Origin of the sequence: Vibrio sp. A2-1 (assembly GCF_021728355.1) — a bacterium.
In the GTDB taxonomy this organism is placed as follows: Bacteria; Pseudomonadota; Gammaproteobacteria; order Enterobacterales; family Vibrionaceae; genus Vibrio; species Vibrio splendidus_K.
The window spans coordinates 1,366,617-1,388,521 of record NZ_JAKKCO010000001.1; the positions used below are offsets into that span (position 1 = coordinate 1,366,617).

Annotated in this window: 19 protein-coding genes; 4 read left to right on the top strand and 15 right to left on the bottom strand. The window is 45.7% G+C overall.

Annotated elements, in window-relative coordinates; all coding sequences use genetic code 11:
* Nucleotides 1-192: 192 nt before the first annotated feature.
* The 13 genes from L3V33_RS05750 to L3V33_RS05810 all read right to left on the bottom strand — a co-directional run bounded on the left by L3V33_RS05750 (nucleotide 193) and on the right by L3V33_RS05810 (nucleotide 15,265).
* Entirely contained in the window at nucleotides 193-675 is a 483-nt protein-coding gene (locus tag L3V33_RS05750; RefSeq protein ID WP_004732429.1) for a MarR family transcriptional regulator, read from the bottom strand.
* A gap of 362 nt (nucleotides 676-1,037) precedes the next feature.
* The gene (gene choV / locus L3V33_RS05755) at nucleotides 1,038-2,252 is read right to left on the bottom strand and encodes a choline ABC transporter ATP-binding protein (RefSeq protein ID WP_017078464.1); all 1,215 of its coding nucleotides are present in this window, start codon (nucleotides 2,250-2,252) and stop codon (nucleotides 1,038-1,040) included.
* A 2-nt stretch (nucleotides 2,253-2,254) separates the two neighbouring features.
* Nucleotides 2,255-3,097 (bottom strand): choline ABC transporter permease subunit, encoded by an 843-nt coding sequence (gene choW / locus L3V33_RS05760; protein WP_009845976.1) that lies wholly within the window; start codon nucleotides 3,095-3,097, stop codon nucleotides 2,255-2,257.
* Nucleotides 3,098-3,192: 95 nt separating this feature from the next.
* A complete protein-coding gene (locus tag L3V33_RS05765; RefSeq protein WP_017081365.1) occupies nucleotides 3,193-4,164 on the bottom strand; it encodes a choline ABC transporter substrate-binding protein in 972 nt (323 codons plus the stop codon).
* 145 nt (nucleotides 4,165-4,309) lie between these two features.
* Complete coding sequence (betA, locus tag L3V33_RS05770; protein ID WP_237289863.1) at nucleotides 4,310-6,022, bottom strand: choline dehydrogenase; 1,713 nt, start codon at nucleotides 6,020-6,022, stop codon at nucleotides 4,310-4,312.
* A gap of 72 nt (nucleotides 6,023-6,094) precedes the next feature.
* On the bottom strand, nucleotides 6,095-7,555 hold the full coding sequence (gene betB / locus L3V33_RS05775) for a betaine-aldehyde dehydrogenase (protein ID WP_237289872.1): 1,461 nt from the start codon (nucleotides 7,553-7,555) through the stop codon (nucleotides 6,095-6,097).
* A 119-nt stretch (nucleotides 7,556-7,674) separates the two neighbouring features.
* Complete coding sequence (gene betI, locus L3V33_RS05780) at nucleotides 7,675-8,277, bottom strand: transcriptional regulator BetI (RefSeq protein WP_017078460.1); 603 nt, start codon at nucleotides 8,275-8,277, stop codon at nucleotides 7,675-7,677.
* Between the two features lie 402 nt (nucleotides 8,278-8,679).
* Complete coding sequence (locus tag L3V33_RS05785; protein WP_237289873.1) at nucleotides 8,680-9,861, bottom strand: Xaa-Pro peptidase family protein; 1,182 nt, start codon at nucleotides 9,859-9,861, stop codon at nucleotides 8,680-8,682.
* 37 nt (nucleotides 9,862-9,898) lie between these two features.
* Nucleotides 9,899-11,242: a TRAP transporter large permease gene (locus L3V33_RS05790; protein WP_061021025.1), complete on the bottom strand. Its 1,344-nt coding sequence runs from the start codon at nucleotides 11,240-11,242 to the stop codon at nucleotides 9,899-9,901.
* Nucleotides 11,239-11,781: a TRAP transporter small permease gene (locus L3V33_RS05795; protein WP_017088808.1), complete on the bottom strand. Its 543-nt coding sequence runs from the start codon at nucleotides 11,779-11,781 to the stop codon at nucleotides 11,239-11,241. Before L3V33_RS05795 ends, L3V33_RS05790 begins: the two co-directional genes overlap by 4 nt.
* A 120-nt stretch (nucleotides 11,782-11,901) precedes the next feature.
* Nucleotides 11,902-12,945, bottom strand: coding sequence for a TRAP transporter substrate-binding protein DctP (dctP, locus tag L3V33_RS05800; protein ID WP_237289875.1), 1,044 nt, complete (start codon nucleotides 12,943-12,945; stop codon nucleotides 11,902-11,904).
* Between the two features lie 213 nt (nucleotides 12,946-13,158).
* A complete protein-coding gene (locus tag L3V33_RS05805) occupies nucleotides 13,159-14,370 on the bottom strand; it encodes a M20 aminoacylase family protein (RefSeq protein ID WP_237289877.1) in 1,212 nt (403 codons plus the stop codon).
* Nucleotides 14,371-14,470: 100 nt separating this feature from the next.
* Entirely contained in the window at nucleotides 14,471-15,265 is a 795-nt protein-coding gene (locus L3V33_RS05810; protein ID WP_237289879.1) for an Asp/Glu racemase, read from the bottom strand.
* A 310-nt stretch (nucleotides 15,266-15,575) separates the two neighbouring features.
* Here L3V33_RS05810 and L3V33_RS05815 point away from each other — a divergent pair, with 310 nt between their 5' ends.
* On the top strand, nucleotides 15,576-16,067 hold the full coding sequence (locus L3V33_RS05815) for an Lrp/AsnC family transcriptional regulator (protein ID WP_004732456.1): 492 nt from the start codon (nucleotides 15,576-15,578) through the stop codon (nucleotides 16,065-16,067).
* A 175-nt stretch (nucleotides 16,068-16,242) separates the two neighbouring features.
* Here L3V33_RS05815 and L3V33_RS05820 read toward each other — a convergent pair whose 3' ends face one another.
* Nucleotides 16,243-17,442: a diaminopropionate ammonia-lyase gene (locus tag L3V33_RS05820; RefSeq protein WP_237289890.1), complete on the bottom strand. Its 1,200-nt coding sequence runs from the start codon at nucleotides 17,440-17,442 to the stop codon at nucleotides 16,243-16,245.
* A gap of 308 nt (nucleotides 17,443-17,750) precedes the next feature.
* Complete coding sequence (locus L3V33_RS05825; protein ID WP_102562648.1) at nucleotides 17,751-18,848, bottom strand: alpha/beta hydrolase; 1,098 nt, start codon at nucleotides 18,846-18,848, stop codon at nucleotides 17,751-17,753.
* A gap of 279 nt (nucleotides 18,849-19,127) precedes the next feature.
* On the opposite strand from L3V33_RS05825, the gene L3V33_RS05830 reads away from it, so the two are divergent.
* From L3V33_RS05830 to L3V33_RS05840, 3 genes are all read left to right on the top strand, one after another.
* Nucleotides 19,128-19,832: a response regulator gene (locus tag L3V33_RS05830; RefSeq protein WP_237289892.1), complete on the top strand. Its 705-nt coding sequence runs from the start codon at nucleotides 19,128-19,130 to the stop codon at nucleotides 19,830-19,832.
* 36 nt (nucleotides 19,833-19,868) lie between these two features.
* Nucleotides 19,869-21,188 carry an ATP-binding protein gene (locus tag L3V33_RS05835; protein ID WP_017095807.1) on the top strand — a complete coding sequence of 440 codons (1,320 nt, stop codon included), beginning with the start codon at nucleotides 19,869-19,871 and terminating at the stop codon, nucleotides 21,186-21,188.
* A gap of 135 nt (nucleotides 21,189-21,323) precedes the next feature.
* The gene (locus L3V33_RS05840; RefSeq protein ID WP_004732471.1) at nucleotides 21,324-21,599 is read left to right on the top strand and encodes a hypothetical protein; all 276 of its coding nucleotides are present in this window, start codon (nucleotides 21,324-21,326) and stop codon (nucleotides 21,597-21,599) included.
* Nucleotides 21,600-21,905: the final 306 nt, after the last annotated feature.

Genomic DNA, 21,905 nt, shown 5'->3' on the forward strand with positions numbered 1-21,905 from the left:
GCATTTTTGAATACAAATAAATAGGGTGGTTACAACGTAGGGTTAAAATTCAGGGCGATTAAAAATAGAAGGGCGTAACGAACAGGCGGTATAACGAGAAATCTCACATGGTGAGATCAAAAATGGCCGCTTAATGCGACCATTTAATAACTCTTTAAGTTTTTGTTTTAAATAGATAATTTAAAACTAACGTTAGCTTTTGGCTACGTTTGCAATGCCTTCAAGCTGAAGCACTGGAGCAGCGTCGATGTCTTCTGCGTTCATCATTGCTGATACACGCTGCATCGAAGAAAGCAGTAAGCTTTGCTCCCACGTCTCTAGGTTTTGGAATTTTTTCACGAAGTTATCTTGCAGCGGCGGTGGCGCATTGTTTAGCAACTCTTGACCTTTTTCAGTCAGGTTCGCGTGTACTTTGCGGCGGTCCGATGAACTGCGTACTCGTTGTACATAGCCATTTAACTCAAGACGGTCGATGATCGTCGTCGTCGTTGCTTGGCTTACATTGGTCTGATTAGACAATTCTTTGATCGTCACATTACCCATTTCTTGGATTGCTCTCATTAAGATTAATTGAGGGCCAGTCAAACCATACTCTTTACTCAGCTTCTTCGAGTGTAAATCGATAGCGCGAATAATTTGGCGAATAGCGACCAGGATTTCGTCATGTTTGTCCAAGATGCAGACCTTTGTACTAATATACTGTGAATGGTTTTACAGCGTCGAAGCGATGAAATGTCTCGAGTGATTACGTCACGCGCGCTCGAATTACACTGTAAATTGATAAATTACTTCATTGATTTTTCCGCATTGTACTGATGTTCATACTATTCTCAATCTTTTCTATACCACTAAACTTGCGTGGTACGGCACTTTTGCTTAATGAAGGGGGAATGAAAGCTTCAATGAAGACAAAAATAATGAACCAGAGAATACAAACTCAAAGAATAATATATTTTAATAATCATAGAGGTAGAGAGATTTAATCCTCTCCACCCAATAAAAAACCAGCCTCAATAGCTAAGCTGAAAAACGAAATTTTACGCAGCGGTATTCATCTGAAAGTTACCCGTTAGCGCGTTGTAAAACTCGCTGTTATCCAAAATCCCTACCAATTGATTATTTTCAACCAACAGAATTGGGTGGTTACTGATCTGCTTAAGCTTAATCGCATCACGCATACCAATCTCCGGGCTTGTCACTACCACACTAGACGCGTTAATCGCGGTTAGGTCGTCAGACTCGCTCCACTCAACAAGCGCCAAGGTAGATTCACCTTTCACCGATAAAGCACCTTCATTCTGTTCAATCCAGAGATCTTTAGAATCGCAGATCTTCCAGCTTTCATTCTCTTGCGTCAGTGAATCAAGAGGCTGCATTAAAGAACGACCTTTAAGCACATTCAATGGATTGGTGTGAGCAACGAAGTCTTTTACGTATTCGGTTTTTGGCGTCAGTACGATCTCTTCAGGCTTACCGTGTTGAATCAGTTTGCCTGACTCCATGATCGCAATGTTATTACCAATCTTCAGCGCTTCGTCTAAATCATGACTCACGAACAAAATCGTTTTGTTAAGCTTGTTTTGCAATAAAATTAGCTCATCTTGCAACTGCGCACGAATCAGCGGATCAAGCGCTGAAAACGGTTCATCCATAAGAAGAATGTCGGTATCCATCGCAAAGGCACGCGCTAGACCAACACGTTGCTGCATACCGCCAGAAAGCTCATGCGGATACTTGGTTTCCCACTCTGCCAAACCCACCATTTCAAGTTGTTCACGCGCTTTAGCACGACGAACATCTTTGGCTACGCCTTGCATTTCTAGACCAAACGCCACGTTATCTAACACGTTTAACCAAGGCATTAGGGCAAATTTTTGGAACACCATAGAAACGCGGTGAGTACGAAGATGACGCAAGGTCGCTTCGTCGCACTGTTCACCTAAATCAACCTGCTTGTCTCCATCTTTGATCGCCAATGAGCCACGGCTGATCTCATTCAGGCCGTTAACTGCGCGAAGCAAAGATGATTTACCAGAACCAGACAACCCCATCAGCACACAAATCTCGCCTTCTTCAACGGTCAGCGACACATTATCTACGCCAACCACTTGGCCAGTCTCATCAATGATCTCTTGGCGAGTTTTACCTTGGTCGAGTAGCTCAAGCGCTTGTTTCGATTTATTACCAAACACAACATCGAGATTCTTAATGGTAATCGCGTCCATTGTCTTTTTTTCCTGAGAGTTAGACATGATTAAGCTTCCTTCTGGTTTGGTGTTTTGCACAAGCGGTCAAGGATGATTGCGACTAATACAATCGCTAATCCAGCTTCAAAACCTTGTGAGATGTTCACTGTGTTCAATGCACGAACAACAGGTTTACCAAGTCCGTCAGCACCGACAAGAGCGGCGATAACCACCATCGAAAGCGACAACATAATACATTGGGTTACACCCGCCATGATGCTTGGTAGAGCCGCCGGTAATTCGACCTTCATCAGCAATTTCATGCGGCTGGCACCAAACGCTTTACCCGCTTCAATCAACTCTTCAGGCACTTTAGTGACGCCTAAGTAGGTTAAACGAATCGGTGCAGCTATCGCGAAAATAATGGTCGAGATTAAGCCAGGAACAATACCCAAGCCGAATAGAACCAGAGTTGGAATCAGATAAACGAAAGTTGGGACTGTCTGCATCAAATCAAGGATTGGACGCAAAACTGTATAGAGCCAAGGACGGTGAGCAGCCATGATGCCAACCGGTACGCCAATTAATACGGAAATCGTTGTCGCCGCAAAGACGAGAACAAAGGTTTCCAGCATTTCTTGCCAATAGCCGAGGTTAAGAATAGTCAGCAGCGCTGCGACCACAAAGATCACTAGCGAAGGTTTACGGTGTAAGTACCATGCAATCGCAGCAGTCATCACGATTGGCAGTGCAGGCGGCATCCACTTAAATACATCGACTAAAAACATAATGACGGTTTCTAGAAAAATCGAAATAGCGTCAAAGAATCCTGCTGCATTGATTGTTAGCCAATCAACACCCGCTTCCATCCATTGTCCGACAGGGATTTTGTTTTCCGTAATAAAATTCACAATATTGCCTTTTATTATGGGTGGGCTACTTCAAACCAATCGATAAATTGGCAAGCCCACCTTTATTATTTATGTAGCTGTTGAGATAGGTAGAACTAAGCTTTAACTTGCTTTAAGTATTCAGTAACGGCTTGAGTCGCTGATTCACCTTTATGCGTTTTTACGTTGTCTAACCAAGCTTCAACTTGTTGAGGGTTCTTGTTCAACCATTGTTGAGCCGCTTTTTCTGGCTTCACTTTTTGGTTAAGAATCTCTTCCATCAACTGGTTTTCCATCTCTAGAGTGAATTCTAGGTTTTGTAGAAGTTGACCGACATTTGCACACTCAGACAGGTAGTTTGAACGAACGTTAGTGTAAACATTCGCGCCACCGTAGTTAGGGCCAAAGAAGTCGTCACCACCTGATAGGTATTCCATTTCAACATTGCTGTTCATTGGGTGCGGAGCCCAACCAAGGTAAACAATCCATTGGCTACGACGTGCTGCACGTGATACTTGAGACACCATGCCCGCTTCACTTGATTCCACTAGGCTGAAATCTTTCAAGCCAAACGCGTCAGAATCAATCATTGATTGGATTAAGCGGTTACCGTCGTTACCCGGCTCGATGCCGTAGATGCGGTCTTTAAATTTGTCGGCATGTTTTGCTAGGTCTGCGAAGCTTTTTACGCCAGAGTCGTACACATATTTTGGTACAGCTAGCGTGTATTTTGCGCCTTCAAGGTTGGCACGAACGGTTTCAACCGTGCCCGCTTCACGGTACTTAGCAATATCGCCTTCCATGGTTGGCATCCAGTTACCTAGGAAGACATCAATATCGCCGTTCGCCATTGAAGAGTAAGTCACCGGTACTGAAAGTAGGTCGGTTTTGGTTTGGTAACCAAGGCCTTTTAATAGTTCAGAAGTAACGGCGGTTGTTGCGGTAATGTCAGTCCAGCCGACATCAGCGAAGCGAACGTTTTCACATTGCTGTGGTTCAATAGAAGCGTTAGCACCAAATGCAAATGAACTAATGGCTAGTGCTGTTAACGTTTTCGTGGTCATGTTCTGAATATTTAGAGTCGTCATAATGGTTCCTTTTTATCTTTCCTTTTTCTGCTCGATATCAACATCGATAGAGAGCAGTTCTTCTGACTTTTGACTAATTTTTGTTGTTACTTTTTGCTTTTTCTATTTTTGAAATGTTTTCTATTTTTTAACTAATAACAGAGGCTTACGCTTCTCTTACTGGTTTATTTATTCTTTGCTTGTCTTGCCATTCAGGTGCAATCCACACTGAAACGCCCTGTTCTTTGAGCATCGGCTTACCTAAAATCAAATCGGAAGCACGCTCAGCAACCATAATGGTCGGGGCGTTCAAATTACCGTTTGGAATGGTTGGGAAAACCGATGAGTCGACAACACGTAAATTATCGACACCGCGAACGCGACACTCTTCATCAAGCACTGCCATTGGATCATCATCTGAACCCATTTTGCAGCCACATGAAGGGTGATAAGCACTTTCAACGTTCTGCTTAACCCATTCGTCAATCGCTTCATCAGAAGTAATGTTTAGACCCGGCTGAATCTCTTTGCCTCGGTACACATCCATCGCAGGTTGAGACAAAATCTCACGCGTCAGACGAATACAATCGCGCCAATCTTGGCGATCTTGTTCAGTCGAGATGTAGTTGAAAATGATCTCTGGCTTGGCATGCGGATCTGCAGAAGTGATCGCAACCGTACCGCGACTCTCTGGCTTGTTAGGCCCAACGTGTACTTGGAAACCGTGACCATCAAAGGCCGCTTGCCCGTCGTAACGCATCGCGGCTGGCAGGAAGTGATATTGAATGTTTGGCCACTTCAACCCTTTGCGAGAGCGAATGAACGCGCACGATTCAAAGTGGTTAGTGGCACCAAGGCCTTTGCGAGTCAGAATCCATTCTGCGCCAATCATGCCCTTGCTGACCAAGCCAAGCTTGCTGTTGAGTGTTATGGGTTCGTTGCAGTGATATTGGAAGTACACTTCTAGGTGATCTTGAAGGTTTTCACCGACACCGCTCAGTTCGTGTTTAAGCTCAACGCCTGCCTTTTCAAGCACCGCTTTCGGGCCAATACCAGAAAGCTGCAGCAGTTGAACAGAACCGATAGAGCCCGCAGAAGAGATCACTTCTTTGTTCGCCACAGCCACTTGGGTATTGCCTGACTTTTCAAACTCGACACCGACGGCTTTCAAGCCCGATTGACCATTTGAGTCTTGTCCTTCAAGTAGGAAACGACGCGCCACGATACCTTTCTTCAAGGTCAGGTTTGAACGCTTCAATGCTCGACGTAGATAAGCGTTAGAGGTTGAGGCTCTAACACCCTTGTCTACCGTCATATGCATGGTGCCGAAGCCTTCTTGCTGGTAGCCGTTATAATCGTTGGTTTCTGGATAACCGGCGTCTTTACCTGCATCTATGAACGCTTGGTAAAGCGGGTTGAGCTCCATATCGTTACCGTTACAAGTGCCGACAGGGCCATTGTCACCACGGTATTCATCACCGCCTTTGTTCCATGATTCAGCGCGGCGGAAGTAAGGCAGACATGCTTGGTAGTTCCAACCCGCTGCGCCTTCTTCTTCCCATTGGTCAAAATCACACGCGTGGCCACGAACATACACCATGCCGTTAATTGATGAGCTGCCGCCTAACACTTTGCCACGTGGGCAGTGCAGTTCACGTCCATCAAGGCCCGGTTCTTGCTCTGTTTCAAATTGCCAAGCGTACTTTTCAGTATTCATTGGGTAAGAAAGCGCGGTTGGCATTTGGATAAAAATACTCTTGTCCGTACCACCAGCTTCCAGTAATAAAACGCTATGTTCACCGCTTTCCGTTAGCCTATCCGCTAACACACAGCCGGCCGAACCCGCGCCGACGATAATATAATCGTAGCGTTGTTCCATGTTTTGATTTCCCTGAGATGAGTCAGTAGGGCTAGCTCTTTTAAGCTAACCCATAAAATTGAGTGTTACGCGTTAGGCATAAGGGCTGGCGTAGTCGCCAAGTTCAATAAGAATGCTCTTAGTCTGCGTATAATGAAGTAGGGTTTCTGGTCCATTTTCCCGGCCAATACCCGAAAGCTTGTAACCACCAACAGGCATTTCTGCTGGTGAGTCGCCCCACGTGTTCACCCAACAAATACCTGCCTGCATTTGGTGGATCACGCGGTGAGCACGAGAAAGGTTTTGCGTGAACACGCCAGCCGCAAGGCCATATTTGGTGTCGTTAGCGCGGCGAATCACGTCGTCTTCGTCCGTAAACTTCAACACTGACATTACAGGGCCGAAGATCTCTTGTTGAACGTGAGGCATGTTGTCTTCGCAATCCACAAACACGGTTGGGATAACAAAGTTGCCGTTCGCTAAGCCGTTGTCTGTCACTCGATAGCCGCCAGTCAGCAGAGTTGCCCCTGACTGTTTTGCCAGCTCAATCGCTTCGAGAACTTTTGAAAGGTGTTCTTTAGAAATCAACGCACCGATCTGAGTCTCCATGTCCATTGGGTTACCAATGATCAGTTTCTCAGTGCGTGTTTTAAGTTGGTCGATGAATGCGTTGTAGATGTTTTCGTGTACATAAACACGGGTACCGTTAGTACACACTTCGCCTTGGGTGTAGAAGTTAGCAACCATCGAAGCGGAAACTGCATCATCCAATTTCGCATCATCAAAGATGATCATTGGTGACTTGCCGCCAAGTTCCATGGTGACTGATTTCAGCGTCTTAGCGCTGTCTGCCATTACCGCTTTACCGGTACCGGTTTCGCCCGTGAACGACACTTTCGCGATGTCTGGGTGCGCCGTTAGCATCTGACCAACACGGTAATCGCCCTGAACCACGTTAAACACGCCATCAGGAAGACCAGCTTCGGTAAAGATCTCTGCAAGCTTGAGCGCCGTTAGCGGCGTTTCTTCTGAAGGTTTGAAAATCATCGCGTTACCCGCGGCCAATGCCGGAGCCGATTTCCACATCGCGATTTGAATTGGGTAGTTCCACGCGCCAATGCCCGCACAAATGCCTAGCGGCTCGCGGCGAGTGTAGAAAAATTGAGATTCGCTCAGCGACTGTTGGTCGCCTTGTAGCGTTGGAGCCAAACCAGCAAAGTATTCAATAACATCAGCGCCAGACGCCACATCCACTTCAATTGCTTCTTGCAGCGGCTTGCCCGTGTCAACAACCTCAAGGTTTGCAAGGTCATCATTTCGAGCTCTAAGTATTTCCACTGCCTTCAAAAGAATACGGCTGCGTTCCACAGCGGTCATTGCAGACCATACCGCAAATCCGCGTTTCGCAGATTCAATAGCACTGTCGACATCCGCAGAAGATGCTTGGCCTAATGTCGCGATAGGTTCACCGTTTGCAGGGTTAATGCTATCAAAGGTTTCACCAGAGGTTGCTTTAACCGCTGCGCCATCAATGTATAACGAGTTCATTTCCATTTGAGATTCTGACTTAATTATTGTTATTAGACTCTACTGGTCTATATGTGAGTATTAGGTGCGAATAGTGGTCGTTCTAGCTCTTGATCTAGGTCTAGGTCTAGCGCTGCCACTGCGATCTATTGGCTGTGACACGAGTAGAACGTAAGTTGTTTATCTAGATAATCATTAATGATGGCACGCGCCTTTTGAGCATCGATACCATCTGGGTTTAGTGTGCCTCTCAGCCACAAACCATCAATCAGAGACGCAATCCCGTGAGCAACGAGATCCGCTTGTTCATGATTCAAAATACCTTTCAACTCAAGACGTAAGTGTGAAATCAAACGTTTTTCATTCACACGTTGCAGTCTTTTAAGCTGCTCGTCATGCATTGAATATGACCAAAATGCCAACCACGCCTTCGCGACCTTATTTTCTGCTTGGTAACCTTCGAAGTTACCATCGATGATCGCGTTAATTCTCTGTTGGTGAGCATCAACAGGAAGTGCTTTTAGTGACGTGGTGATGGTATTGGAAAGTTGGCGAAGGATTTCACGCATGGTCTCTTCGAGCAGCCCATGCTTTCCACCAAAATAGTGATTAATAATGCCAGTGGAGACTCCCGCTTCTTTGCTGATCAACGCAATACTCGCGGCATGCAAACCCACTCGATCAATCACCGTCATGGTGGCTTGAACAAGCTGTGGTTTACGTATATCAGGCATCCCAACCTTCGGCATTTCTTAGTCCTTTTATTTTATATTGAACGTTCAGTTAAATATAAAATGACAGAAATTTAGTTAGGGTTCAAATGATTATTTAAAACAAACTCGTAACAATACAGCATTCAAAGCAATAAAAATCATTATAAAACAATAAATTAAATATCATTTAGAGCACTAACGAAAACAATTAAAGATTTGAGGTGTGATAGTTATTGGTCAAATGTTTTTGCTCAACAAGGACAATATTTGAACAGAAATAGAGATTCTTGAAACAAAGAGGAATTCGGAAATTAGAGGTATTTAAGTGTAAAAGATGAAGAGGTATAGCGAAGTGAAAAAGAAAACCGAGCGTCCAACAAAGTGCTTGAACGCCCTCCTCTACCAGGATTCAAAATTATGACTAGATTCTAAGCGCAATTAGCCAATAATCGGTATCGACTGCCAAGATCTTTGATGCAGCATTTCGCAGCCAGATTCGGTGATGACGATGTTTTCCTCGTGTACCATCATGCGGTTTTTCGCAAACGCCATACCGGGCTCTAACGTTAACACCATGCCGGGTTTTAATATCACGTCACCATTTGGTACATGTGATGGCCACTCTGTTAGCTGCATGCCTAATCCATGCCCCATACGACCCACATCGTTGCCAAGCGCGCCGTTCTTTTCGAGCACCGACCACATGGCTTGCCACACGTCTCCGGTTGTTCGTCCCGGCTCTGCCATCGCGAGCCCCGCTTCTGTCGATTGATAAACGGCGTCATAAGCCGATATTGTATCTGGCTGCGCATGCCCAAACGCATAGTTACGGTCAAAGTCGCTGAAGTAGCCATCAAAGTTAGCCCCAGTATCGATGATCAAAACATCCCCTTCAGAGAGCACACGATCGGTTGGCCCCATGATGATGTTGTCATAGCCACCTTGGCCGGATGCCGAAATCAGATAAGGGCAAGCATCGGCACCTAAACGCAGCATTTCCAAATGCATGGCTTTACACGCCTGTCGCTCTGTCATCCCTATAGCGAGATGATGACGAAGATACTCAAAGCCCGCCGCTGTCACTTGGCAAGCGAAGCGTACTTTATCGATCTCCGCTTGAGACTTAACACTGCGCAGATCGCGAACCATGAATGACACATCAACCACACTATGTTGGCTCAACTTCTGCTGTAACAACGCATAGTTAGTGGCAGGCATACGTAGGTGTGTTTCCGGGCCAATCATCGAACCGATTCTGCGAGAACCTTTGGAGACTTCAGATAGCGTAGAAGCTAACAAAGAGATACCGTCATCTTCTGGCCTTGGCGACGGCCAACTGCGCACATCTTCAATCCATGTATCGTCGAAACCAGCCACACCGATCTCTGGTACTACCGCTATGGGCTTACCAACCGCTGGCACCACCAAAAACCACGGACGCGTTGGGCTCTCCCAAAACTGCGATTTAAAGCCACTGAAATAGCGAAATTCAGGCTCGGTCGTGAAAAACGCAGCATCGATGTTTTGCGCGCGAAGACGTTGTTGCAACTCGACAGTACGTTGCTCTAGTTCTGCTGCTTCAAACCCTCTCTGCGGAGGTGTTAATGGCAATATACTCATATCTCTATCCTTGATTGAATAAGGGTAACTCGACGGGTTAATTGAATAAGATGTCTCTTGGCAACAGAGCGATGCTTGGGAAGAAAATCAGCAACGCAGACATCAACACCAAGATCAGGAAGAACGGCAGCGTCCCGCGAATCACTTCCATATAAGGCTTTTCAAAGATGGCGATAGCAGTAAAGATGTCGCACCCAAAAGGTGGCGTCGCTGAGCCAATAGCCATTTGCAATGTCACCATCACACCCACCAATATCGGGTCGATGCCTGCTGCATCAACAATCGGCATGAAAATCGGCGTCAAGATCAGCAAAACCACTAACGAATCCACAAACATACAGCCGACAAAGAAAGTCAGTGCGATGACAAACAAGATGTACTCTGGAGAGGCACTCTCTAAGTCCAAAGGTGCTAACAGTTCTTGAGGGATTTGTTCGAAAGAGATGTACCAAGAAAAAGCCTGACCAACACCCACCAGCACAAATACAACCGCGGTGATCAAGCCGGTATTCAACGCCGCATCGCAGATGTCTTTCACGCCAAGTTTGCGATAGAAAATGCACTCAACGATGATCGCATACAGCACCGCAAACGAAGCGGCTTCTGTTGGCGTCACGACCCCAGAGTAGATACCGCCGATAATCAAAGCAGGGAAACCGAGAGGAAGAATCGCTTTCTTGATCGCTTCAATGCGTTCTGCGGTGTTGGCTTTTTCAACCAAAGTGATGGTATCGCTGTGTTTGACGCTGTAGGCATAGCTGTATAACGAGAACAGGCTCGCGAGCACTAAACCTGGGCCAATACCAGCAATGAACAATTCGCCCACGCTGGCGTTGGCTAAGGTGCCGTAAAGAATCAAACCAATACTTGGCGGAATAAGAAACGCGATGTCACTGGCATTGATGATCAGCGCCATCACAAAGCTGTCTTTGTAGCCTGCTTGCAGCAACTTCGGACGCATGATTTGGCCAACCGACACCACGGTTGCCTGAGTCGAACCGGAAACAGAACCAAATAGAGTACAACTAATGCAGGTGGTAATCGGCAGCCCGCCACGCAGATGTCCAACAAACGCTTGAATCAGGCCAAGTAAGTTATAGGCAGTGTGGCCGCGTGTCATAATATCGGCAGCCAAGATAAACATCGGCACCGCAATCAAGGCGTTCGGTGAGATGCCCGTGACCATCTGTTGAATAAGCACTCCCGGCTCAACCTGAGAGAAATGAATCAAGCCGATTAACGCGCCAACCGCTAACGGCACGATCATTGGGAAGCTCAAAAACAGCAAAATCACCATCACAGAAACAAGAGTAAATGTGATGACATAAATATCGAGTTCGCCGGCAATAATGTCCGAGAAAAATTGTGCAATATCACTCATTCGAATTCACCCACGTTGTTATGTTTATTCTCTATGACATCGAATGACACGTAGATTTCTTTATGCAGCAAGTTCATCAAAAAACTCATGCTGTATTGCAGCCCTGCGATAGCAAAGCCGATTGGAATAATGGAGTAGACCCAATACACCGGAAACTGCAGTGCTGGGCTAAGTCGGTTGATTGACTTCAACTCTTGGACATACAGGAAGGCGTGATAAGCGAGGTAAAACATCAACATCCCAGTCAACAATGCAATCACGGTGGTGAGCACCTTCTGGGCTTTGAAACTCAGTGAATCGTACACCGCAGTCATGCGGATATTTCGACCTTGGCGGACGGCATAGGCAAAGCCAATAAAGGTCACTGAGACAATAAGGAATTGATTAAGCTCTTCTGAGAAGAACAGGCTTTTATTGAAGGCATATCGCCCAATCGCATTGGCGGTGGAGTTGATCATCATCGCGAGAATAGCGGTTGTGATTAAAAAGCGTTCTAGCTTTTCTGTCGCGACGCTTATTTTATGTAGCAGTTCTTTCATAACAGGCAGTGCTCCATACTTCGTTCAGTGACAGGGGTCCATTGCCACAATTTGGAGAAGGTGGGGATAAGCTACCCGCCGCCAATAAACAGCGGATAGCATTCATCCTAACAACGCTTTCTATTGCATCGCTGAAGCAGCCTTCACTTCATCTAGGATTTCTTCGAGAATGGTTTTCGCACCCTCACGCGCTTCAATTTGCTCACCGGCAGGGTAGGCATTTGCTACCACGTCATAGTAAGTCGTGTGCAGCTTTTGACTGAGGACCTTGAAGCGTTCACGCTCTTCCTCAGTTAACACAACCACTTGCATGTCTGGACGCTCTTTTAAGATCTTGTCCATGTTCTCTTTGTTGATGCGTACCTGATAGTCATACGCTGCTTCATCAGCCGCTGTGATCGCTTTATCGACCATCGCTTGCTTCTCTTCCGACAGGTCGTTGTACCACTTGCTGTTGGTCGATACCGTGCTGACATAGGGTTGCTGACCTGGGAACATTAGGTAGTCTTGAACCTCATGCCACTTCGCGTTGTAGATGAAGTAGATCGGGTTAACCATGCTATCGATGGTCTTAAGTTGCAGTGAACCGTACACTTCACCCCAAGAAAGAGGAGTAGGTGTTGCACCAAACGCTTTGTAGGTTTCAACAGGAATGGTTGAAGTGAAAGTACGGATTTTCTGGTTAGCAAAATCTTCAGGTGTACGGATAGGTTTATTGCCGCCCCAAACCATTTCACCTTCAGACATCATCGATAACAGTTTGAGGTTTACGCTCTCAAACTTGGGTGCCAGCTTGTTGTAGATGGTTGGACTTTCCGTTAAGACCTTATGCGTGATCGCTTCGTTAGTACCCAGAACATACGGTAAGCTCACCGCTTGTACTTCAGGAACATAAGAACCTAAGTGACCCGCGCCTACAGACACAAATTGAATCGTGCCTTTAGCAGCCAGCTCTACGATGTCGTTTTCTGTACCTAGTTGACCGTAGTAATAGATGCGAACACGGATGTCGCCATCAGATTCCTTCTTAATCACTTCCGCAAATTTTTGCGCATAGATGTCTTGAACGTCTGTTTTGTCCTCTTCTGAAGCAAACTTCCATGTTTCGGCATGAACGCCAAAAACCATGCTCAAACTTAGCAGTGCTACGCCTAATCGTTTCATCCTGTCTTTCCTTTTATTATCCTAATTACACGCTGATGACCTTGGTCACTTCACGCGCTTCAGTTTTGGCTGTGTCGACAATAAACTCCGTTTAAAGTCAGCCATCTTGCAGTGCCAAATGCGTCACTGCTGAATCTATTTCTCTACTTGTTACTTCAAATTGAGTTGCTTCTAATTCATTGTTTCTAAATAAGTGCTTCTAAATAAGTGCTTCTAAATTGATCTTGCTAAACGATCGTTCACCAACTGAATCCAGTAACTCGCACCGAGCTTTAAGATGCCGTCGTTAAAGTCGTATTCGGGGTTATGCAATGCGCAGCCACCGACCGATTCCGTGCCATTACCCAACAACACATAACAGCCCGGTTTAACGCGCAACATGCTTGAGAAATCTTCCGAAATTGTCAGTGGGTCACAGGCCTCATTAACGCTCTCTACACCAAGCACCTTCTGCGCGGCGGCAACCGAATATTGGGTTTGTTGCTCGCTGTTGATGGTTGGGTAGAAGGTATTGATAAACTCGAAGTCGTAAGTCGCGCCTGCTGCCTGACAAATGCCCGCCACGATTCGCTCCATGCTCTGCTTGATTCGATCGAGAGAAGATTCAGTGAAGCAGCGGCAGTCACCCTTGATTACCACTTGAGTAGGAATGACGTTAACCGTACCATCGGTAATAAATTCGGTGGCTGAGACTACAGCCGTGTCGTGAATCGCACTGAGATTACGAGACACGATGGTTTGCAGACCAAGAATGACTTGCGAGCCAACGACGAGAGGATCGACCCCTTGATGCGGCAGAGCAGCATGTCCACCCACACCATTGATGGTGATCTCAAAGCTACTCTCACTGGCCATTAATGATCCGGGGCGAACCATCAATTCACCTTCCGCTAGACCGGGGAAGTTGTGAACCCCATACACTTCATCAATCGAGAATCGTTCAAACAAGCCATCATCAATCATCGCTTGCGCGCCACAACCGTGCTCTTCATCGGGTTGAAAAATGAAATACACCGTGCCATCAAAAGTTGGGTACCCTGATAATAGGTTTTGAGCTAGATAGCTTGCAGCACCAAGCAACATTGCAGAGTGCCCATCGTGTCCACAGGCGTGCATCTTTCCGTCGTGTTGTGAACAATGCGCAAAGCTGTTTTTTTCATGAATGTGCAAAGCATCCATGTCAGCTCTTAGGCCAATACTCGCCTCACTTGATCCGGAACGAAGTATCCCTACTAATCCTGTTTTACCGATGTTACGCACCACTTCGATGCCAAAGCTCTCAAGCTTACTGGCGATGAAATCAGAGGTGAGGTTGACGTCAAAGCCACACTCAGGGAAACGGTGTAAGTGTTGACGCCACTCCGTCATGCTTTGAATAAGCTGCGAAGACAGTTGGTCTGGTTTGATCGAGAAAGTAGACGGCATAGTAGTGATCCCAAAGTGTAATTCTTTGTATTAACGTTAGATATGGAGTTAGCTGACTGCTGAATGTAAACGCAAAGTGAGCAGCTTTAATCAAAGGTCGTTACAACGACTGCGACCTTCGGCAATTATCAGAGGATGGTTGGAGATGGTGCTCTAGCAGTGCACCAAACCCTTTAATGGGTATGGGGTAGTTCATCAACTGAAGCGAGTGCCAAGCCAACACCTGATTGCTGCTGACAACGGGCTTATCTAATTCCGCTTCAATGGATTCAATCACCGATGCTGCTCGCAATGCCGTGCAAGAGATAAACAGAAGATCCGCTTCAGGGTCACAGACTTGTATCGCGGCTTGTTTGATGTCCATTGGAGAAATGAACGTCATTGCGGTGTCATCTTCAAAACCAAACCCTGCGATGCTCAACACTTCAATGCCTTGCGACTCAAAAAATGCAGCCACGTCTTGATTCACGGCTTCGGTATAAGGCGTTAATACCGAGATGCGCTTGGCTTTAAAACTGTCGAAAGCCGATAAGGCAGCGGTCACCGGATTCGTTACCGCAGCGTTTGGGCGAGACTGATGAATGAGCTGGGTAATTCGCTCGCTGCCAATCGCTATGGTGCCGGAGGTGCAAGCGTAAATCACCACATCCAATTCGGTGCCCGGTAGGATGGTATCGGCACAAGCGGCGATTCCCGGTTCCATCTTACGCAGGTTTTCTATCGTCAATGGATTGTAGTTTCTCAGGCGACTGGTGAACGATTGCACATCGTTTGGATACAACGCGTTTAAATCACGCTCAATATTGAAATCTGTCGCTAACGCAATCACACCGACGCGTCCTGCTGGTGCCAATTTTTCTAATTCAAACTGTAAAGTAGCGGTTGCAGATTTCATACTTTCCAACTCCTTGAGCGAGAGTTAACATCGCCCAAAGGATGTTAACAACATGTTTCATATAATTTTCAAACTCTGTCGATTTGATCTTTACATTTCGTTCACAAGATTAATAATGCACCGATAACTTTAAGGATTATCATTAAATGATTACCTTGTTGTGCAGAAATTCCGCATTTTTTCTGCGTTATAGTGGTTTTTTGTTCTCGCTCATTGAGGTCTAAATGTTAAGGCTAAATACCTTTAACTCGATCACACACTGGTTCAAAAGAAACAATTAATTTACAAACAGATATTGGGAAGTATGGGTATGACACAGCAACCTGCATTGGTGGTCGACAGTTTCGACAAGAAGATCCTCAACATCGTACAAGACTCAAACAGAGCTACCTCAGACAAGATTGCAGAAAAGGTCGGGCTCTCTCCTGCTGCTGTTCAGCGCCGTTTAAAACGCATGAGAGCGCAAGGTGTCATTCAAGCTGATGTCTCTGTTATCAACCCAAAAGCAGTCGGCCATGGAATGACGTTTATCGTTCAGGTAACGCTAGAGCGTGAGCGTGTGGATTTAATGCACAATTTCAAAAAAGAGATGAGTTCGAACCGCTCAGTACAGCAATGCTATTACGTGACCGGTAGTTCAGATTTCATCATGATTGTTACGGCAGCGGATATGGAGGGTTACGACAACTTTACTCGTGAAGCCTTCTTCGACAATGCCAATATCAAGAGCTTTCAAACCAATGTGGTGATGGATAACGTCAAGGTGGGGCTGACGATTCCAATTGATGAGCAGCGCGATTAGAAAGCAAGGCGTGTCGTGAAATGAAGTCAAAAAAGAGAGGAAAAAAAGACGGTATGAAGAAACCTTACATACCGCCAACCTTGGGGCTTACTTTATTATTCGTTGTTCGCGATTAGCTATTAGCTATTAACTATTAACTATTAACTGTTAGCTGCTAGCTATGTACTTTTCGCTATTAGATTTTATTGTCGATGATCTGTTGGTAGAGATCGGGGTCGGTTGCCCCTTCAGTACCAATAACCAACACTCGACTGCCTTGAGTCAAATTCAATTTTTCAGCGAAGTTCGGATCTTGCTTGGCGATGATCGCTGCGGCAAATCCAGGAACTGCAGATTCCCCGCCCTCTATCGCTACTTCCGTTTTTTCGCCACTTGCCAACATGCGCATCGCTTGCGGAATAGCTTCTTCGCTCAACGTCATAAAATCATCCGCGCCGTTTTGTAGAATCGTCCACGCCAAGCTTGAAACTTCACCACAGGCAAGTCCTGCCATCAACGTTTCTAAGTCGCCCGTAACCACAATCGGTTTACCCGCTTGAGCACTCTTCTGTAAGCAGTTAGCCTGCTCAGGTTCTACGATTACAAAACGTGGACGATCGACGCCCCATAGATCCCAGAAGTAACCACAGACAGCAGATGCCAAACCACCCACTCCCCCTTGCACAAAGACATGGGTTGGAATCTCGCCATCCAATTGCTCAACAATTTCTGCCAACATCACGGTGTAACCTAAAGCAACGTCTTTAGGGATTTCCATGTAGCCTTCGTAAGAGGTGTCCGAAACAATCACGCGATTTTGCGCTTTAGCTTCTGAGTCGGCCAAACGAACGGATTCATCGTAGTTACCAGTAATGCGTACCACTTCTGCACCGAACGCTTCCATCGCTTGCTTGCGGCCTTCCGATACGTCACGGTGAATGTAGATAACACAACCACAACCAAACATTTGTGCGCCCCATGCGACGGAGCGACCATGGTTTCCGTCAGTTGCACAGCTGACAACGATTTCAGCAACTTCTGATTTCCATTCCCCGTTGAGCAACTCACTAATGGTCGGATTCTTCCCATAGCGATTGGCGATTTCAATCTGAAGCTGACGAGCAACGGCATAAGCGCCGCCTAGTGCTTTAAAACTCTTCAGGCCAAAACGCTGCGATTCATCTTTGTACCAAAACTTGTTTACGCCGATCTCAGCAGAGATAGCATTCAGCTCATGCAAAGGAGTAACAGAGTAGCCTGGCCATTGAGAAATATCTTTAATCGCCTGTTGTGAGTTCGCGACACTTAAAATGTCACGCTGCTCGCTCGAGTATTCCAATTCAGGGCGTGCTTGAGGGTTAGCGTAGTGGGTCAGAGTGCCTGCCAGTAACTGCATAAATGATCGTCCTTATTAGTCATTCACATGCTCCTTACATCGTTAGATTATCGAAACCTACCGACCAGTAAGGCTGCGGATAATAAATTCTATCGATAAAAAAGTGCCGTGATTACACATTCTTATCACACGATCTGCGGGAATTAATTGTTACATGAGTGTTAAATGAAGAATTTATTCACCAACGAACATCGGTACTCGACGACTCAATATGCCAGTACACTAAACAACAGATGCTCAAAGGGTTGGTGACAACAACGTCATCACCAACCCTTTCAAGTCGTTTCTAATTTTAATCCGAGCTTAAGCTACTCAATGCGAGTGATGAAGCCGTATTTATCTGAATCGGTCTTAGTCACCCAGTGTTCACCATCAGATGGCGCAGAGTCTAAAGTGAAGATGTAAAAATCAATCCCTGTATCTCCCATCACCTTCTTAAAATACGTCGCTTGCTTACGGTGGCTCTCCTCAGTATACGGGAAATCTTTTGCTGTCTTATCGCCCGTCCCCCAACTGTGCACGCCGATTTGTTTGTTTAATTCAATGGCCTGCTTGGTGTTAGAGCGCTGTAAGATACGTGGATTACCAGCAGCAAATAGATCCGTACCACCCGAGAAAACCGAACCCGTTGGGGTCACGATTGTCGTCATCTTGTTGTTCTTAATCATGCGCCCAGTGTACATATTGATATCGTCGTCGGCACTGCCACCGATGTGGTTAGTGAACTTCAATGTCATCTCACTGCCTCGGTATAACTTTACGATATCAAAAAGCTGAGAATAGGTTGATGCACCCAGAGTCGAATTAATGCGCTCAACAGCGCCAGTCTCTTTAAGCACATCTCGGTAAAAAGCGTTGAAGGCAAACGAGGTGGTTATCGTTACCTTGTTCCCACTTTTAGTGTTGCTCAAAATCGTCGAACCAAGACTAGTCATGTATTGCGACAACTCATTGTGGTATTCAAGCTTAACGGCTTTTGCACTGTTCGCTGTTGTTTGGATTAACGTGGTCTCATTAGAAACAGAGCGTAACGCGGAGCTGCAATCAAACACGTCCAAACCCTTGCTCTCTGTGTAGATACCACAGCTATCAAACCCTGCATCAGGAAAATACAGGTCAACGCTTTGACCTAAACTATCCGCAAGCCTCACCACTTTTTGCTTATCACTAATGTCTTCCGCAAACAGAATAGTTTCATACTGCACACCATCGTAAGTCAGCTCCATTGACTCTTGGACCTCTTGTCGCTCTTGATACAACTCGCCAAGCTTAGCTGATGAAAACACGTAATCGGCCTTAGGTTTGACTTGTGCTTTAGTCGCCGCTTTACCTGAGTTGGAGCTTGAGTTACACCCAGCTAAAAGAACCAAAGGCAACGCCAGTAATGCATTTCGATAGTCGTTCATACAATTATTCCCCAAATGTTTGATGGGGTAATTCTATTGATAAATGGTTAATCTATCTGTCGTGCGAATGTAAGAGTATGTATTGGTTTTTTGAACATTGTTTTTTATTCTCCCATTAATGTAAAATCATCATTGAACTGGCGTGGAAAGTGTTTAATCATTCATGTCAGGTATTTTACGTAAAACATGCAAATTGGAGATGCCACAATAGCTAATCACTAGATAAGGCTCCCTCACGTAATCTCAATGATTGAAACGCACGACAAGGCTGATAATGGAATGACAAAACCTAAAATGATCATCGTGGAAGACGATTTAAAACTTCAGAAAATGCTGCAGGACTACTTTGTCACGCAGGATTTTGATGTCACCACACTAGATGACGGTAGTGATGCTGCGAAAACTATCCTTGCCGAACAACCTGACATCGTGTTGTTGGATTTAATGCTTCCTGTAACTGATGGGCTTACAATCTGCCGACAGACGCGTACGCACTATAAAGGTAAAATCTTGATGCTCACCGCTAGCGATGACGACTTTGATCACGTCGCGGGTTTAGAGACAGGGGCTGATGACTATGTCACCAAGCCAATCAAACCAAGAGTTCTGCTGGCCAGAGTTCGTTCGCTATTACGCCGCCAAGACGCCAACACAGCTTCAGTCGATGACTCAGAAAACCTTCAGTTCGATCAACTCGTTCTGAAAAACACCTATAAGAAGTGTGAACTTTCAGGTGCCGTTTTATCACTCACTGACAGTGAATTTGACCTACTTTGGTTATTAGCGAGTAACCCTGATACGCCATTATCACGTGACTATTTGACGCAAACACTGCGCGGGATTGAGTACGACGGGATTGATCGAACCATTGATAACAAAGTGGTGCGCCTAAGAAAGATTCTTGGCGACGATCACGCACCAGCAGAGAAAATTCAGACCATTCGCGGTAAAGGCTATTTGTTTGTTTCAACCGCCTGGCACTAACCTCGCTCAATACGAGCGTAATGAAAGAGATCAATTATGCGACGTATCTATTTGGAGTCCTTGTTAGGGCTATTAGTTTGCTTTATGACCGGCCTTGTCGCCTACGAGATCTGTGTCTATCAGCTCAACACCGACTACGAATATGTACTGCAAGATTACGAAGCGACGGCCCACCAGCAACTGATAGAAAACATCGCTAAGAATCAAGGTCTTGAAGCCGCTCATCAAGCGATAAACCAGTTTGTAGAAACCACACGAAATAAACTGGTCACATTCAGCCCAGACGATGAAATACCAGGCCCAGTTTCAGAATTTTTCAGTACCAACCCAAATACCTTTATCTTTCACGATGATGAACGTGACCTATGGTTTCGATTAGCCAGCAGTGACGATACCTATCACTACCTACCCAACAGTGAAGCGTTCGTTAGGCAAAAGATAGAGCTAGAGGATGACCTCATTTGGTTGTTCTTTTTAGCAAGCTTTATCTTGTACGGCTTATGCCACCTGTTAATCATCTTCCGCCGAGTTAAAAAGCTTGAATCTGCCACTCTGCGTTTTGCTGAAGGGGATCTCTCCTCGCGAGCCGAGACTTCAAGCGGCATTGCTATTGGTTCACTGAACAAATCCTTCAACCTAATGGCCGACCGAATTCACCGCTTGATTGAGAGTAATCGCTCACTCACTAATGCCGTCGCTCATGAACTGCGCACGCCGATATTCCGTATCCAATGGCAAGCTGAAATGCTCAAAGACACCCAACTTAACGACGATCAAGAGAGAACGATTGAGAGTATTGTCGAAGACACGGAAGAAATGGAAAAAATGGTTGATGAGCTATTGTATTACGCCAAACTCGATAGCACTGACCTAGAAAACTTACAAAAACCATTAGAGATTCGAGATTTTCTCGACCACGCAATGGCGCGTTGGAACAAAGACACTCAGCTCAACATCGACCTATCGCTACCAGAGCAACCTAGCTCAATAATGGCGGATGAAACACTACTTAACCGAGCACTAGATAACCTAGTGCGTAACGCAATGAAATTCGCACGCTCACAAGTGTCGATTGCAGCGACCGTGCATCAAGATCAGCTACAGATCGCGGTACACGATGACGGTGATGGTGTGGCAAAGGAGCATCAAGCTCGCCTGTTTGAACCGTTTTACGTTGGCGACAAAGCGCGTAACAAAGCCAAGAGCGGTCATGGTTTAGGGCTGTCTATCGTCGAGAAGATCTGTGCTCAACACGGCGCTAGCGTGGAGGTAGGTCAGAGCCAAGCCTTAAAGGGTGCGGTATTCACCATTACCATTCAGCTGTGTAATGATTCAACTGACAAACCCATACAGTAACTACAAAACACCTCTGGAATAATGTTCAACATCGGTCGGGAGATGCTGTCTCCCATGAACTTATTGAATCTTGATAATCACGACACTGCTTTTGTGGCTTGCCATCTCGATTCCAATCATTCTTAAGGTATTTTTATGAAAAAGTTATTAGTTGTTTTAGGCATTGTCTCTTTAGCAGGTTGCTCAGGTATTAACCACAATGAAGAAGTTTACACAGCGCACGCTGAGAGCTTCAACATTGTAGGCTTCCAAGTTCCAGGCAACACTCAAGATCGTGCAATGGAATTGGTTCCTGAAGGCGCAACCGTCGATACCGTTACATCAACAAATTCTGATACTACCTCTGTTTTGGGTGTTATCAACCGTATTATTGGTATTGAATATGTTCAAGTTGGCGGTAAAAAGCAGTAATTCGCTTTAGTCGCAAACCATAGCTAAGTGTATTAGTTACGTACCTTTAATCAGTAACCTGCACAAACTAAGTTAATCTAAGCCAGTGACCCGTCGCTGGCTTTTTTCATCCAGCCGTTTTTGTGCTCTGTGCCAAATAAAGCCCCATTTGGCTAACTCTCTTGTAACTAACAACTCAGAAAATAAGCCCAAAAATCGTCAATTTCTTATCAAAATTGCCTTTAAACTCGCTTAATAGTCTTTCGCTCAAAATGACGCTTCCAAATCGTTGATCCTTCTATCAACCCAGAGCCCGCTAATTGAGGC

Coding starts and splice junctions, on each gene's coding strand:
- betB (WP_237289872.1), bottom strand. CDS start 7,555: ATGGAAATGAACTCGTTATACATTGATGGCGCAGCGGTTAAAGCAACC.
- betI (WP_017078460.1), bottom strand. CDS start 8,277: ATGCCGAAGGTTGGGATGCCTGATATACGTAAACCACAGCTTGTTCAA.
- L3V33_RS05785 (WP_237289873.1), bottom strand. CDS start 9,861: ATGAGTATATTGCCATTAACACCTCCGCAGAGAGGGTTTGAAGCAGCA.
- L3V33_RS05790 (WP_061021025.1), bottom strand. CDS start 11,242: ATGAGTGATATTGCACAATTTTTCTCGGACATTATTGCCGGCGAACTC.
- choV (WP_017078464.1), bottom strand. CDS start 2,252: ATGTCTAACTCTCAGGAAAAAAAGACAATGGACGCGATTACCATTAAG.
- L3V33_RS05815 (WP_004732456.1), top strand. CDS start 15,576: ATGACACAGCAACCTGCATTGGTGGTCGACAGTTTCGACAAGAAGATC.
- dctP (WP_237289875.1), bottom strand. CDS start 12,945: ATGAAACGATTAGGCGTAGCACTGCTAAGTTTGAGCATGGTTTTTGGC.
- L3V33_RS05830 (WP_237289892.1), top strand. CDS start 19,128: ATGACAAAACCTAAAATGATCATCGTGGAAGACGATTTAAAACTTCAG.
- L3V33_RS05835 (WP_017095807.1), top strand. CDS start 19,869: ATGCGACGTATCTATTTGGAGTCCTTGTTAGGGCTATTAGTTTGCTTT.
- betA (WP_237289863.1), bottom strand. CDS start 6,022: ATGGAACAACGCTACGATTATATTATCGTCGGCGCGGGTTCGGCCGGC.
- L3V33_RS05820 (WP_237289890.1), bottom strand. CDS start 17,442: ATGCAGTTACTGGCAGGCACTCTGACCCACTACGCTAACCCTCAAGCA.
- L3V33_RS05840 (WP_004732471.1), top strand. CDS start 21,324: ATGAAAAAGTTATTAGTTGTTTTAGGCATTGTCTCTTTAGCAGGTTGC.
- L3V33_RS05825 (WP_102562648.1), bottom strand. CDS start 18,848: ATGAACGACTATCGAAATGCATTACTGGCGTTGCCTTTGGTTCTTTTA.
- L3V33_RS05810 (WP_237289879.1), bottom strand. CDS start 15,265: ATGAAATCTGCAACCGCTACTTTACAGTTTGAATTAGAAAAATTGGCA.
- L3V33_RS05795 (WP_017088808.1), bottom strand. CDS start 11,781: ATGAAAGAACTGCTACATAAAATAAGCGTCGCGACAGAAAAGCTAGAA.
- L3V33_RS05765 (WP_017081365.1), bottom strand. CDS start 4,164: ATGACGACTCTAAATATTCAGAACATGACCACGAAAACGTTAACAGCA.
- L3V33_RS05805 (WP_237289877.1), bottom strand. CDS start 14,370: ATGCCGTCTACTTTCTCGATCAAACCAGACCAACTGTCTTCGCAGCTT.